Origin of the sequence: Flavobacterium sp. MAHUQ-57 (assembly GCF_051908335.1) — a bacterium.
Taxonomy (GTDB): domain Bacteria; phylum Bacteroidota; class Bacteroidia; order Flavobacteriales; family Flavobacteriaceae; genus Flavobacterium.
Map to the genome: position 1 here is coordinate 117,094 of NZ_JBPZTE010000007.1, position 14,897 is coordinate 131,990.

The window sequence follows — 14,897 nt, forward strand, 5'->3', positions numbered from 1 at the left end:
GGCTCAAACAGCTTTTCTTTTTACGGATTCTTCAATGATTGGAACCTCGCCTGCGAATCTGAGGCCGAAGGGGGTGACGTAATAAAATCTAAAAACAAATTATTTTTCATGTTCTTTTCTTTTGCCTTGACATCTCGTCTGATGACGAGACAGGCAGAAATCTCGTCTAAGGCCGAGACACAGCAAAAAGTCAAGACTGCATAGTCTACTCCTAAAAACTACCTCAGTACTGCGCTGCGTGACCCGAACCGCTCGTCGTTCCTCCTCGACTACACGGATCACTCTCACTGCGTACTTTCGTTGTTTTTAACGGAGTATGCTATAAGGTCGGGTTGGGGATTTCGGTATGGGAGTGATGGGAGTTAAAAAGTAGAGTGCGGAAGCGAGAAAGCAAAATGCGGAAGCAAAAAAGCAAAGTGCGGAAGCGAAAAAGCAAAATGCGGAAGCAAGAAAGCAAAGTGCGGAAGCAAGAAAGCAAAGTGCGGAAGTGAAAAAGCAAAATGCGGAAGCAAAAAAGCAAAGTGCGGAAGCGAAAAAGCAAAATGCGGAAGCAAGAAAGCAAAATGCGGAAGCGAAAAAGCAAAGTGCAGGAGCAAGAAAGCAAAGTGCAGGAGCGAGAAAACAAAATGCAGGAGCGAGAAAGCAAAATGCAGGAGCAAGAAAGCAAAGTGCAGGAGCAAGAAAGCAAAGTGCAGGAGCAAGAAAGCAAAGTGCAGTTGCGAGAAAAAAAATGTGGAAGCCATAATGTACCGTACAGTAACAACTATTCAAAGAAAGGGATAAAAAAACCTTGCAACAGAGCGGAAAATTGAAATTTGGATTGTTGGATTATTGGATTGTTCGATTATTGGATTGTTCGATTATTGGATTGTTCGATTATTGGATTGTTGGATTTGCCTCTTGCGATGAAGGTATTACGGACAACTCTGAGGGTTTGTGGCTTCGAGTGCCTCAGCCACCGATGATACTTCGGCAGGCTCAGTAACCAAGCCTCAGCCATCGGGGGAGTGAAAATCCAGTAGTAATACGTAGTGGTTTGTGGGCGTAATTGTAGAAATTGCGATAAGAATACCACGAGGTATCATTTTGCTTCAAGAAGGTTAGTTTGTCTTTCTAATAAAGATGGTTCGAGAGGCATAGCTTTCTATAGTGAAAAACCATTAAGAGATAAAGGGTATTGGCCGATTCCTAAAAAATTTCCTCTATATTTGAAAAGCGCTACTCTGTAGCGGGTATACACCCTAAATTAGACGTATAGGCGCTATAAAGTAGCGGGTATATACGAGTTAGCAGCAATGTTTGACTACTCAGCCAAAATCAATATTCAAGCAAAAAGTATAGTGAATAATAAGTGGACCCAATGAGGCAAGGTTTTAAAAAAGCAGGAACGATTTTCAAATACTTGGCAATCTTATTCACTCTTGTATATTGGATTTTGATTGTAATTGATGACTGGGTACTTATTGAAAAATACTGGACAGACCATTGGGCTGAATATATTGGAATATGGTTCGTTTGGTTTTTAGTTTACTTTCTTGCTTTTTCACTTTATTATTGGGTAATCTCGACAATTATAATTTTCATGTACTACAAATTCATACTACGAAATAAAACGACCGACAATACACAAACAGAATGAAGAACACTGCTGCTAACACGGGTTTTGCGTCAGGCGGGCTGACGTCCAAACTTGGAGCTTTGTGCTTCTAATGAACTTTAGTAATAAAATGAAACTTTGCGCTCCGAAACCCGCCCGAACGCAAAGCCCGAAAACGTTAGCGGTAATATTATGAAAAACAGAATCTTAATAGCAATATTACTTGTTTTTACAGGTTGCAATATAAAAAATGAGCAATCTGGAAAATCCGCATCAGTTACTAAACTCAATATCGAAAAAAAAGAGAAAGAAATTGCTGTTTGGTTAGATACAATTACAACTGACAAAAAGTTTTTGAAAATATATTCAACTTCTGAAGACAATTACAAGAAAATATATGCAGAATGGGGAAAAAATAAAATTAGACATAAATCATTATTAATTGGTGATGAATTGATTGAATTTCAAACGCCATTTGACGCCAAAATTGAATGGACTACAAATAATTCATTTGGATTAGTTAATAGTTGTGGAACAAATTGCAGATACGCAATAATTTATAATATTGAAAAAGACAAACCATTTTGGTTTGATGTTTTATATTATCCAAATATTAGCTATTTCAATTATGCAACCGACAATAAAGATTTGTGTATTTGTAGCACAGAATATTCTAACGGAAATAGAAAATTAAGAATATTTGACATTGATTCCCAAAAAAATGACACAATAATGATTCCTGAAAATTGGAAAAGAGGTGTTGGACATTTTGACAACATAATTGATTCAATAAATATTAAGAATAATCAAATCGAAATATTTCAATTCAAAGAGGAAATAAAATCAAAAAGAATAAAATTATCAAAAGTAATTAATCTTAAATAAATACTACCGCTAACACAGGTTTTGCGCTATGCGGTTCCTTGGCTTAATTTAAAGTTTGTTTTGTATCTTTGAGTTCAGTTTTTAACCGAAAATCTCGCATCTTTAATCCCCAACCTTGCCAAGTGGCGGGACGTTAGGCATCATTTTAAAAAACATGGATTCAGAAATAAAATTTAGAGTTATAAACTCAGATAGTATCACAAATTTTGGAATTATTGTAGAGTTGGAAAACGTTGAAAATGGTATTCAAGAAAATGGTGTTCTAAAATCTATTAATTCTAATTTATTTTGGGAGGTTCAAAACCGAATAATTGAAAATTCGATTGAGAAAACATTTGAAAATGAGAATATAATTTATTCGCATCTTAATAAGGTTGATTACAAATTACAAAATGATAATATCTTAATAGATAGAGAAAATAAAAACATTCGCCTTTATAAAATAAAATCTATTGGCAATAATGAAAAACCTATAGTTGGCGAAGATTTAGTTTTTCATTCAACAACTTTTAGACAAAAGATTCAAGTAAAAGAAATTTATGAAGATTATGTATTACTTGAAAATAAAGAAGGTTATTTTGGTGTAATCCCAAAAAGAAAAATCCCTAAATGGGTAGAAGTTGTTGATTATGTAAGACATTGTGAACATCAATTTCATGATTTGGTGGACGAAAATGATAATTTCATTTACAGACATTAAAAAAACGTCGCCTAACAGTCGTTTGGCAAGATTCCTTAGGCAGTCGCTGCGCTCGTGTGCGAATTTTGTGGTAAATTCAAGTTTACGTTTCGCAATAAATTTATAATTTAACCGAAAATAATCAGTTCCGAAGTTCGCAACTGACGACAAGCGTGGGAATGTTAGTAGCCTTTTTGAAAAACTAAAGTGAAAGAATTCATTAAAAAAATATTCCGAAAATCAACATCAGATAAATTTCTGAATGTCGAAATCGAATTAACCGAAAATTGGATCAAATATAACAATGGAAATTCAATTGGAAAGAAAGGTTCTGAAGGTGGTAAAATATTCAATGATCAAGAGAATATAAAAGGCGCAAGAATAACGATTGAAGCCAATGCTGGAACTATTCCTTTTGCTATTACACTTGGAATTTATGGACTAATGTTTCACACAGAATTCTTTAGCGAAATAGAAATCGCTACTGAATATTTTAAAAGAAAAAAAATTGAAATCGACAGAATTTTAAAGATGTTTGAAATCCCCGAAGACAATCAAGATGCAGAATGGAAAAACAAAAAAGATGAATACTTAGAAAAATTAATGTACGAATAAAATCTGCTGGTAAAAGCTGTTACACGAGATTTGGGTATTTGGGTAAGTTTAAAAATGGTTTTGTACTTGTATAATTTGTGCACAATGGAAAAATCTCGCATCTTTAATCCCCAACCTCGCCAAGTGGCGGGACGTTAGCTACTATATTTATGACCAACGAAAACTTCATATATCATATAGATTTAGATTACATTTTAGTCTGTGAAAATTTTATTCGGAGTAATCACTTGGCTTCACCTGCAATGTTTCATTATATAACCTACAAAACTGAATATCCAATATATACCATTAACCTAGACAATTTATTAAGTGAACTTGACGCAACTCAAATAGGCTTTTCTTCACCACGTTTTCTTAATTTAACAATAACAAATTGGTCAAGAAATGGACTAAAAGTAGGACTTGGCATAGAGAATGCACAATATTATTCTAAAGAAAAACTTAAAAAATTTGCAAGAATTTCTGAGCTTGAAATAGAATTTGAAAGAGTGAGAAGAGAAATTGACAATAATCTTCCAAGTCGTTTGTGTTGCATATTTTTAGCTTTAGATAACTTTGATAGTAGAACAATGTTAAAAAATATGTTTTGGGATAAAACAAATTTTATTATTGCTCCAATAGAAATTAAATATAAGCATAGATTTCACCAAGCTGACTCTAAATGGATTGAAGAATATGAAAAAACAAAACATAAATCAGCGATTGAGAATTATTGGTTAGGCAAAAACTTTGATAATAATCCTGAATACGAATATTTACTTGAAGGATTAATAGAATTATGTGATTCAAAAGATAGAGAATACATTAAAAACCACTACGCAAGAGATTATTAACACACTAACTAACAGTTGTTTAGCAAAATGGCTGGTTTAGCGCAAATTTGAACATCAGGCTTTCAAATGAAGTTCAGTCTAAATTGAAAGTAAACAATTCAAAATCCGCCACTTCACCAAGCTGTAAAACTTTAGCTTAAATTTTACTACAAAAGATGATTAATAGAATATTTATAATAGAAAGCATACCTGCTGGCGAAAAATTGACAGGTAAAGAACTTTATGATGATATAATAACTAGATATATTACGTTTTTCAATCATGAAATCAAATCTGAATATCATTTTGTAGAATCAAGAAAAGATTTTTTGAAAGCTTTGAATATTCTTCAAGAAAATATATCCGATGAATATGAAACAATTTTACATATTGAAGCTCACGGAGGAAATGAAGAAATACATTTTTCAAACTTAGAAACTCTCAAATGGACCGATTTAGAAAATTACCTAGTAGAAATCAATAAGATTAGCAAAAATAATTTACATTTAAATTTGGCAACTTGTTACGGAATGCACGTAGCGGAAAAAATATCTTTAAAAAATACTGCCCCCTATAAATCTTTTACTTCTGCATTAAGAGAACTATCACCTTTAGAGATTATAAATGATAACTCCATCCTGTATGAAGAAATAATAAAAACGAGAAACATCTTTCAAGGATTTGAAAATTTTATACAAAAACAAAAATCAACTCAATTGAGAATAAAAGACACGAAAACAGCATTAGAATACATTTTAACATCACAAATAATGCTTTTTTTGAATGCTTCACCTAATTTCGATTTAAAATTATTTTTTGACCACTATTTAAATATAGAAATTGATAATAGTACATTACAGAAAATAACTGAACCTAAAGAAAAGATAGAATACATATTAAAAATATTTTGTAAAAGATATTTCCCTCAATAAAACTACGACTAACAACGGTAACTGTTGCGCAACTCCTCTATTTTCAAAATAATTCCAAAAAAGCATCCTAGTAAAACTCTTTTACAACTATGTAAAGGAGGTTGTATTTTACAAACTATTCCATTAACAAGATGCTTTTCTTTATAAAGGAAGTATTTTGGTTATATTTGGAAAGGGTTTGCGAGGTAGTTTTGCGGGCTGATGTTAGCGGTAATTAAAACAGAAGACATGAGAAATGAACGAAATATATTGATTCCATTTTTTTTACTATTTTTTTTTATTCATAAGACAATTGCACAAGATTCCTATAAACCGAAATACAATTTTCGACTCTATAACCAAAAAGGAATCGTAATGACATGCGATAGTCTAACCAACGACAAAATCGAAATCTTTGTTAAGGACGGTAGAGGATTAGAAGCTTCATATTCTGAATCCTCTTACTATTTTACGGCTACACTTTCAAGAGTATTTCCTGTTTCAAATTTTCATCTAATTTGGACTCATCTCGGTAAAAAAATGGATATTGATATAACTTTGGATGCATTTTGTGGTCAAGGTGGTCATTCTCCAAATTCTTTTTGGATAGACAAAATCGAATTTAAGCCAGGAAAATACACTGCGGACAAAAACAACGGACTTGAAATTTGTTGTATTGGTTATGAAGTACATGCCAATTTTACAGATGTAAATAAACTTAAAAAAAGTGATGATATTTCAGACAGTTATTACAATGATTATTCCGACCGAATATTAAAAATAAACTGCCATTAACAGTGTTAACTGTTGCGCAACTCCTCTATTTTCAAAATAACTTCAAAAAAGCATCCTAGTAAAACTCTTTTACAGCTATGTAAAGGAGGTTGTATTTTACAAACTATTCCATTAACAAGATGCTTTTCTTTTTAAAGGGAGTATTTTGGTATATTTGATGGAGTTTGTGAGGTAGTTTCGCAGGCTGATTTTATATGCAAGCTTTCCTCACAACAACGTAAGCATGAAAGAGTACATAATTTTTGGCGCAGTATTAATACCCGATAGCTCGGATTTGCAATCCGTGTCCGCTATCTTTAGTCACAGAAGCAACTTCAAAACAGTAACTGTGCAATTGCGGGGTTTTACTACTGAACTTTTTATATCTTTATAATTTACATTCTTTGCCGGAACTGGCACGGATTACAAATCCGCGCTATCTTGATTTACCTCAATAGCTACAAATCAATAAACACACGTTCGTTTTTTCAGAAGGAAAATCTTATTTTAGCCAGAAATAAACGTTCACGCAGCCACTACGGAAAGATAGCGGTAACTTACAACACGAAAGCTTAAAACGAGAAAATGATCACTTCCGAAGAATTAATTACCACTATAGAAAATGTTGCAACTGAAAGTAATATGAAAGTTGTTGCAGAAAATTTATTAGAAGCGATTAGAGATTGGCCAACGGAAAATTTAACCGAACCAAGTGAGTTTGTTTCAGAATTGAAACTCCAAATAAATTCTAAACTAACATTTGAAAATATAGATAACTTTTTGAAAACATTATGCATAGAAAAAGATGCGTGGAAAATGGAATCGCTAACCTCGGTATTGGAAATATTTGACTTTGAAAGAAATGGAAAAGTTGACAAAGAAGTGGAATTGGAAGTGTTACTGGAAAGAATAACTAATCACATAAAATAAAAAACGTAGAGTAAACTGCTTTCAGCAAGATGGTAAATTTTGTAGTAAATTCAAGTTTATTTTTCGCAAGAAATTTTATCTTTAGCACACCCCATTTGTTCCATAGAATGCAACTGGTATATATAAATCCTTAGAAAATGTACAAGACTACTAAGTTATGACTTATCAAGACTTTGAGTTAACTGTAGGCTACAACAGTTGGAATGTGGAGGTAAACGATCGTTTTTCTAATTTAGTCAACAGGTTGACTTGTAAATCAAATTCTTTTTTTTCAAACTACATTTCCGGGAAGGCGATACTAAATGACAACGAATTTTCTATTCACAACAGTAATAAAGGAATTTTGTTAGCCTTACGCAATTCTCCTATGGGTCGTGTATCGATTGTGACGCAAAATCCTTTTCATCGCTGTGCAACAATTGAAATGGACAATGAAACTTTTTTCTTTACAAGAGCTACCTTACAACAACGATTTGAGGTAACTGACAAGGACAACAAGGTATTGCTAACCATTGACGGTCAATTAGTGAAAGAGAAACAAAAAAACCTATTTGGCTTGGTTTATTTTGCTGATGTATTGTACCATTCCGTTTATGTTTTACACCCTATGACAGAAGAGGAAAAGATTGCTTATTTACTTCTAGTATGTGGGTATTCCATTCGAGTCTTCTTAGCAATAGACTCGGGAGATTATTCTGGAACAACCCAACAAGTTTAAAAACGATTTGATAAAAATTTTATCTTACTGGAAATTTTATCCCATTAGCAAATCAATTCTATTGTAAATTTGCGACACATTACAAAAACTTATACCCAAACTTTACCAACCCTATTATGGAAAAAGAATACCCAAGTATCCTCGACAGAATAAAATCGACAACCATTGACACCTTACTGGTCATTGCGTTCATGTATTTTTGTTCTGAAATTTTGGATTCATTTGAAAACATTGACAATTACATACGAGTACTATTATTTTCAGCTATACTACTCTACGAACCCATAGCTACTACATTGGGCGCCACTTTTGGCAATGACAAAATGGAAATTCGAGTAAGAAGGAACTCCGATCATTCCAAAAGGATTCATTTCTTTCAGGCAGTTGTTCGGTTTGTATTGAAATTTTCACTGGGTTGGTTGTCTTTTATCACCGTTTTCGGGAATACAAAAAGGAGAACCATTCATGATTATCTGAGTGGAAGTGTAATGGTTAAACTAAAGCCGTAACTCCTTTACTTTGTTTCAAAGCAGCTCATTTATGCAAAAAAGTCGGTTTTCTTTAGTCTATGTGTATTGCAGGTGTGGGATTGCAAAATAATCTTACCGCAGTATTCACTATTTTCCTCAGCTACAATAATTACTTGCCGGCTGTACATAACTATCAATTTAGAAAAACAATATGAGAGCATCGTTTCCCTTTTTTGTGCTACTGGTTTGCTTCACAAGTTGCCACCAAAATAGCAAAGAACAAAAGGATGTACTGCGTACTTCGAGTGCACTACCTACTGATACATTGCAAAAAAGAATGACATTCAACCGTATTTCTGAAGTAGTTCAAGACAGCACCTACTCTATTTGGGTTGATAAACAAAAGGAGAATTTTTCCCTTGCACTTCACTTTCAAAGTAAAGACACTTTAAGCATTTCGTATTCACCAGAATGTTGGCTTATGTACCCTTATCAGCTTCAAAATGAGAAGCTCATCGTGTATTGGGACAACAATATAGACACAAAATACAACTTTGATATTGTACAAGCAATTGACGATACAGACGAAAAACTCATTGGAAAACCATTTATGACTTTGGAACTGGAGAATGACACGACATTCAAAGCCCACTACTTGATTGAAGGCTTAATAGAGAAAATCAACCGTTCCAATAAAGATCGTATTTTGTTCCCAGAGCAATTCAATCTTGTTCAGGACGGGGAAATGTATGACTAAAATAAAAAACAAGACCAATTCTATGCAAATTACAGAGCAACACCATAATGCAGCGAATGATATCATCGAATTAATCGCGGCTAAGCTTGGAAATAACACAACCGTTAGAAATAACTGTTAGCCTTTTATTTCATTCGTTGAAAGATTGGAAGATGAACAGTAATAATCGATTTGTGCGCGCACCTCAACAATTAAAGATATTAGCTATTAAATTACCTCAAAATGCATTCGTAAAAATGAAAAGAATTTACTTTACCGTCGGTTTATTGCTATTATTGCTTTCCTTTCTTGCGACGTCTTGTAACAACAAGCCATCGAACACGATTGATGAGCAAAACCCGGTACCGAAATCGGCTACAAAAAAAACGACAATAATTGTACCTGAAGACACACTCTACAAAGACAATAACTTATTGATTCTTCAATCGGAGCAATCGACAGATACCCTATATCGATTTCATTCACAATTGGATGCAACACCATTTGAAGTAGAACTACAAGCTGTTAAACCGCCAAGAAAATTGAACTTCGATTCTTCTGAATTCAAAAAAAGATACATTACTGCAATAACGCATGGTGTAAATGAACTGGGGGTTAATTTCGCAGGGAAGTATTGTTTGGTTTCTTGGGGTTGTGGTTCTCCTTGTCAAAGTAGTGCTATTGTGGATATGAAAACCGGAATGGTTTATAACGGATTGCCATCGGCTGTGGGTTACCGATTTAAAAAGAACAGTCGAGTGCTCATTACGAATCCGCCGGATTCCTCCGATTATTTTCCTAAAGCAAGAATAGTTCCTTATCCTGAACAGTATGCCTGGACGGACAAAAAATGGGTCAAAATCGATCCTACAAACGATTCTAAGAATTTGGAATAGTTTACAAATAACTATTATTCGTTGGCACTTTCAGTTAATTCTTATATTTGCTCTGTTCAGATGGTTTCAAATTCAAAACAAGAAGCAGCCTAAAGACACTCACTTTCAACTAAAAAAAACAAATCTATGTCTATTCGAAACTTAGTACTTGCAGTACTTTTTGTTCTTCCCAACCTTATTTTCAGTCAGGAAGGTACTTTTTCCAGTTTAAAAACCAATACAGGAGAGGTTAAAATTCCGGGTAAATGGCAACAATTGAATACGATGAACGACTCGGGTCAGACCTATTTAAAAAATGACAGTGGTGTTATTATAGCCATCGCTCAAAACCCTAAAAAAGCCTATCCGTTTTATCAAAAAAACGATTCTGATTTTAAAAGTGTGACCGCGTTTTATAAATGGGATACAGATTACATTGGTAAAAGTCATCCAGTCACTCAACTAAAAGAGAATGCCAAATCGGAATATATTATTTGGAAGTATAATGATGGAAAGGCCGACAATGTATTTTTATTTGGTTCGGTTAAGGCCAATTTCCTAAACTTATTAGTATATACCAACAGTTGGGAAGAAGCTCAAAAAATTCAATTTTTAGAAGAATTGTATTTACTAAACAAATAAATAATGGCATTGGAAGCCAATTTAACGCTTCCTTATTTCACTATTGAGTTAGAACCTAAAACAACAACAAATTGAACATCAAGCGTTGGAAATACCCAATTATAGTCTTTTTTCCGTTACTCTTTTTGGGAATTAGTGCCGTTAAAAAATACAATTGCAATCCCGAATTTTCCATTGGACAACAACTAGACAGTCTGAACGGTATTGTGGTCTATTATAATGGTGGAGTTGACCATGTATCCGAGCGGAATCTTGCCAAAGATGGTTATAACCTAGGTTTGAAATACCAATGTGTTGAATTTGTAAAGCGATACTATTACGAACATTACAACCATAAAATGCCGGACAGTTATGGCCATGCGAAAGATTTTTTTGATGAGACACTACTGGATGGACAACACAATAAGCTACGCAATTTAACACAGTATACCAATTCGAGCCAAAGTCAGCCCAAAATGGGTGATCTACTTATTTTCGAAGGGACACTACTTAATCGCTACGGACATGTAGCAATTGTTTCCGATGTGACAGAAGATACAATCGAAATCATACAGCAAAACCCGGGGCCATTCAGTAAATCCAGAGAACATTTTCAACTTGGACAGACCAATGGCAAATGGAAGATCGAAAACGCTCGAATTTTAGGCTGGCTTCGAAAAAATTGAATAACAACACTTCCAACGAACAAGTAGCAATTGATTTCATTTTCATTGTATGACCAATCCAGAAACCAAAAACAGTTATAAGACCCTTCTTTTTTACGTACTATCCGCAGTGTTAATTGCGCTTATTCATGGTTCAGGAAAATTCAAATCGGGTCCGTGCGCACCCAATCTTGACGTTTTTTCCTTGTTCCTTTTAGTAATCATGAATGTACTTCTTTTGATTGTAAACGGCGTCCTGTATTTTGTTTTTAAAAAGCCCGTCAAAACCTCCTTCTTCATTCATTTGTTTGTATTGATATTTTGGGCATTATGTTTGCTGCTTTCTTAAACAATCAATAGTATAAAAAAGATGCATTGCCTACAACGAAAAACGGAATTCTCTATGCGTTTCATCATAATTACGATAGTACTCAGTATAGCTTCTGCATGCCAACCTTCGGTCAATGCCAAAAAAGAGGCCGATAGCTCAGACAAAAAACCAATCGACAGTAGAAGAACCGTTCAAAAGGAACCACTAGAACTACATCAAGATACCGTTTCATTCAATGGGCAAAAGTACATACGTGTTCTAAATGACAACAATCATTTTCATTGTTTACTTTCTCAAAAAGGCGATACCCTAATTGAACCCCAAGACTATTATTTCGATGCTGAATTTCTAGACATCAATGAGGATGGGTACAAAGACATCCGAGTGTCTTTTTTCAGTAACACACCCAATCAGTGTGATAATTTTCTTTTTCACCCAAAGGACAAAAACTATCAATTGCTACAAAATTGCGATCTTGCTATTCAGAAGATACAAGGAACTGATTTTTATTATTCCTATAGCCCAGTAGGCTGCAGTGATATGGATTGGGAAAGTTATCTCTGTAAAATTGAAGGCAACGAACAAATCAATTATGGTTATATCAATGGAAAAGGATGTGATTTCGACACCAAAACCGAACCACAGGTTATCGAAGTCTACAAGATAACCAACACGAAAGACAGTGAACCCAAATTAGTACAGACACTTCCCTATACCAAGTATATCCCAGAATTTGAAAAAAAATGGGATTTTATTGAGTACTATTGGAAGAAGAATTATCTGAATTTTTACTATGGAAAAACTACAGCTTCTTAATTTCGTTACCTTTACCTTTTAACACCAATGCAAACTATGAAATTCAGATTATTGGTATTGCTGCTACTAATTTTTCAGTGGAGCCATGCACAAGATGAACAATTGGACCAATACCAGAAGGCCAACATTCTTACTATAAAAAAGCTATTTCAACAACAGAACATTGATAAAATTGCGGGAATGGTCAATTATCCGTTGCGAAGAGAATATCCGATTCCAAGCATTAAAAACAAGCAAGAATTCAAAAAACGATTTCATGAGGTTTTTGATGCTGCTTTAATCAAAACGATTGCTCAATCCAAAATGGACCAATGGTCGGAAGTGGGTTGGCGAGGCATTATGTTGAATAACGGTTCCGTTTGGTTTGAAAGTGATGGAAGTAGGATAACAACTGTGAATTATCAAAGCGACTTTGAAAAAAAGTGGCGGACAAAATTGATTGCGGCGGACAAAAACAAGTTGTATCCTTCCTTACGAAAATTCGAAACACCAGTATACAAAATAACCACCAAAAATTATCTGATTCGGATAGATCAATTGTCGTATGACACCTACCGTTATGCTTCTTGGAAAAAAGGCAATGCAGAATCCTCAAAACCCGATATTATTTTAACCAATGGTGTAATGGACATACAAGGAAGCGGTGGGAATCATGTTATTGTGTTCACAAGTGGCGACTACAAGTACAATGTATACCGAAATATAATTGGCACCGAAGATAGTCCGGATATCACCTTGGAAGTAGAAAAAAAAGGACAAATTATTTTAACCCAAGACGGAACACTCTTGCGAAATTAGCAAAAGTGACTCAATCTATATTTCATCATGAAGAGAACAATCTACCCAAGCCTTCTATTGAAACCTTTAGCAGTACTACAATTGTGCATTCTTATATCGTGTCGTCCATCTACAAACGAGCGAGAAGCAACCGAAAATTCAAATATTCCTTTAGCGGATTCTTTAGTAACAGATTTGGAAAAACAGCCTACTGCTACTGCACCAACAATGCATTGGTATGACACTTTAATTGCCGATTACATTAAGCATTCTGAGAAGAAATTAATTCGAATGGCGCTAAAAAACAACGACTCTATAGAATGGCTGTATGATCAAACCATAGACAAAGATGGTACTCGATATATGCTATTCAATATTGGACAGGATGTGTATGATGAAGGCTATACCAACAAACGTTTTGTTTCTGACGGTTGGGTTTATATTGACAGTATACAACGAAAACTATACGAGTACGATTTACCCAATGATACAATCATCGAATGGAAAAAAAAGAACACAAAATAAATGGGTTACTGTAGCTATTTAACTAAAAAACAATGAGGAAAAATCTATTTTTTATGATCTTGGGATTCACCCTTTTTTCGTGTACCCAATCCAAAACCTTAATTTTGACGACCCACAATGCGGAAGGCATTACTAATGAAACCAAATTGAAAGTCAGTGGTATTGAAATTGGAGAAGTTGAAACCCTCCAATTGGACTCATATGGTCATGTTCTTATTCATGCCACTTTAAACTCTGAGATACAACTCCCTGTTGACTCCAAGTTTACCGCTGAAAATCAAGGACTATTGTCCGACAAAGTCATTACGGTAACCTTGGGAACCAAAAGTGAAATGCTCGATGGAAAAAGCACAGTAGTTTTGGAAACCGAAAAAGAAACCTTTTTTAGTGATTCTTTATCGGTTCATCTCAAAAACGCATTACAACAAATAAGCGGAAAAGAAAAAAACGATTCCATTTTAAAAGAGTTACGTCGTTTGAATGACAATCTGGAGAAAAGAAAACAGCATTAAAGAATTATCAAACACCATAAAATTATTATTCCAACTTTCGCAAAATTTTATATTTTTGAGGCACCCAATTTATCTCAACATGAAAACTAAACTACTGTATCTAAGCGTATTGCTTTCTTTTCTAATTGTATCGTGTGATGTCCTTGATCGCTTACTTACTTTTGAAGTGCACGACCAAACTACATTTTCAATCAATACTGGTTTGCCGTTCAATTCCCCTTTTGACGTTCCCACACCAGATGTTACCACTAATTCGTCGGCTGAATTTAACAACAACAATACCAACGCCAATCTGGTAAAAGATGTCAAACTGAAGCAATTAAAATTGACGATTACGAATCCGTCCGATAAAACATTTAGCTTTTTAAAAGCCATACATATTTACATTTCCACTGACGGAAGCGATGAAATTGAACTGGCCTATCTAGACAATATTAATGTGGTTACCAATACCATTAACTTGACATGTACTTCGGCAAAATTGGACAAATACATCAAAGCGGATAGTTATAAACTAAGGGTTCAAGTTACCACCAAGGAAACTTTAATGCAAAAAGTTGATGTGCAAAGCGATATGACTTTCAAGGTTACTGCCGATCCGTTGTAATCAGCAATTCATTTGGAATCCGCTTTTCAATTTTGAAACTT

Annotated in this window: 21 protein-coding genes; all 21 read left to right on the forward strand. The window is 34.2% G+C overall.

The window, feature by feature from the left end:
• Positions 1-204: hypothetical protein (locus tag ACS8MM_RS08440; RefSeq protein WP_379715230.1), on the forward strand; the 204-nt coding region annotated here is incomplete at its 5' end.
• A gap of 283 nt (positions 205-487) precedes the next feature.
• Positions 488-745: a hypothetical protein gene (locus ACS8MM_RS08445; RefSeq protein WP_379715232.1), complete on the forward strand. Its 258-nt coding sequence runs from the start codon at positions 488-490 to the stop codon at positions 743-745.
• A gap of 45 nt (positions 746-790) precedes the next feature.
• The gene (locus ACS8MM_RS08450; protein ID WP_379715234.1) at positions 791-985 is read left to right on the forward strand and encodes a hypothetical protein; all 195 of its coding nucleotides are present in this window, start codon (positions 791-793) and stop codon (positions 983-985) included.
• Between the two features lie 804 nt (positions 986-1,789).
• The gene (locus ACS8MM_RS08455) at positions 1,790-2,482 is read left to right on the forward strand and encodes a hypothetical protein (protein WP_379715236.1); all 693 of its coding nucleotides are present in this window, start codon (positions 1,790-1,792) and stop codon (positions 2,480-2,482) included.
• A 154-nt stretch (positions 2,483-2,636) separates the two neighbouring features.
• On the forward strand, positions 2,637-3,182 hold the full coding sequence (locus ACS8MM_RS08460; RefSeq protein WP_379715238.1) for a hypothetical protein: 546 nt from the start codon (positions 2,637-2,639) through the stop codon (positions 3,180-3,182).
• Positions 3,183-3,368: 186 nt separating this feature from the next.
• Positions 3,369-3,776 (forward strand): hypothetical protein, encoded by a 408-nt coding sequence (locus tag ACS8MM_RS08465; protein WP_379715240.1) that lies wholly within the window; start codon positions 3,369-3,371, stop codon positions 3,774-3,776.
• Between the two features lie 149 nt (positions 3,777-3,925).
• Entirely contained in the window at positions 3,926-4,609 is a 684-nt protein-coding gene (locus ACS8MM_RS08470) for a hypothetical protein (RefSeq protein ID WP_379715242.1), read from the forward strand.
• Between the two features lie 155 nt (positions 4,610-4,764).
• Positions 4,765-5,520, forward strand: a complete 756-nt coding sequence (locus tag ACS8MM_RS08475) for a hypothetical protein (RefSeq protein ID WP_379715244.1) — start codon at positions 4,765-4,767, stop codon at positions 5,518-5,520.
• 354 nt (positions 5,521-5,874) lie between these two features.
• Entirely contained in the window at positions 5,875-6,294 is a 420-nt protein-coding gene (locus ACS8MM_RS08480) for a hypothetical protein (protein WP_379715246.1), read from the forward strand.
• A 564-nt stretch (positions 6,295-6,858) separates the two neighbouring features.
• Positions 6,859-7,203, forward strand: coding sequence for a hypothetical protein (locus ACS8MM_RS08485; protein ID WP_379715249.1), 345 nt, complete (start codon positions 6,859-6,861; stop codon positions 7,201-7,203).
• A 157-nt stretch (positions 7,204-7,360) separates the two neighbouring features.
• Positions 7,361-7,921 (forward strand): hypothetical protein, encoded by a 561-nt coding sequence (locus tag ACS8MM_RS08490; protein WP_379715252.1) that lies wholly within the window; start codon positions 7,361-7,363, stop codon positions 7,919-7,921.
• Positions 7,922-8,037: 116 nt separating this feature from the next.
• Positions 8,038-8,430, forward strand: coding sequence for an RDD family protein (locus ACS8MM_RS08495; protein ID WP_379715255.1), 393 nt, complete (start codon positions 8,038-8,040; stop codon positions 8,428-8,430).
• A 172-nt stretch (positions 8,431-8,602) separates the two neighbouring features.
• Positions 8,603-9,148 (forward strand): hypothetical protein, encoded by a 546-nt coding sequence (locus ACS8MM_RS08500; protein WP_379715258.1) that lies wholly within the window; start codon positions 8,603-8,605, stop codon positions 9,146-9,148.
• A 236-nt stretch (positions 9,149-9,384) separates the two neighbouring features.
• Entirely contained in the window at positions 9,385-10,023 is a 639-nt protein-coding gene (locus tag ACS8MM_RS08505; RefSeq protein ID WP_379715260.1) for a hypothetical protein, read from the forward strand.
• Positions 10,024-10,149: 126 nt separating this feature from the next.
• Complete coding sequence (locus ACS8MM_RS08510) at positions 10,150-10,644, forward strand: hypothetical protein (RefSeq protein WP_379715263.1); 495 nt, start codon at positions 10,150-10,152, stop codon at positions 10,642-10,644.
• A 71-nt stretch (positions 10,645-10,715) separates the two neighbouring features.
• Entirely contained in the window at positions 10,716-11,309 is a 594-nt protein-coding gene (locus ACS8MM_RS08515) for a CHAP domain-containing protein (protein WP_379715266.1), read from the forward strand.
• 382 nt (positions 11,310-11,691) lie between these two features.
• The gene (locus tag ACS8MM_RS08520; protein WP_379715269.1) at positions 11,692-12,435 is read left to right on the forward strand and encodes a hypothetical protein; all 744 of its coding nucleotides are present in this window, start codon (positions 11,692-11,694) and stop codon (positions 12,433-12,435) included.
• A 36-nt stretch (positions 12,436-12,471) separates the two neighbouring features.
• Positions 12,472-13,233, forward strand: coding sequence for a hypothetical protein (locus ACS8MM_RS08525; protein ID WP_379715272.1), 762 nt, complete (start codon positions 12,472-12,474; stop codon positions 13,231-13,233).
• Positions 13,234-13,260: 27 nt separating this feature from the next.
• Positions 13,261-13,737 carry a hypothetical protein gene (locus ACS8MM_RS08530; protein WP_379715275.1) on the forward strand — a complete coding sequence of 159 codons (477 nt, stop codon included), beginning with the start codon at positions 13,261-13,263 and terminating at the stop codon, positions 13,735-13,737.
• Between the two features lie 32 nt (positions 13,738-13,769).
• The gene (locus ACS8MM_RS08535; protein ID WP_379715278.1) at positions 13,770-14,249 is read left to right on the forward strand and encodes an MlaD family protein; all 480 of its coding nucleotides are present in this window, start codon (positions 13,770-13,772) and stop codon (positions 14,247-14,249) included.
• Between the two features lie 79 nt (positions 14,250-14,328).
• Positions 14,329-14,856, forward strand: coding sequence for a hypothetical protein (locus ACS8MM_RS08540; protein WP_379715281.1), 528 nt, complete (start codon positions 14,329-14,331; stop codon positions 14,854-14,856).
• Positions 14,857-14,897: the final 41 nt, after the last annotated feature.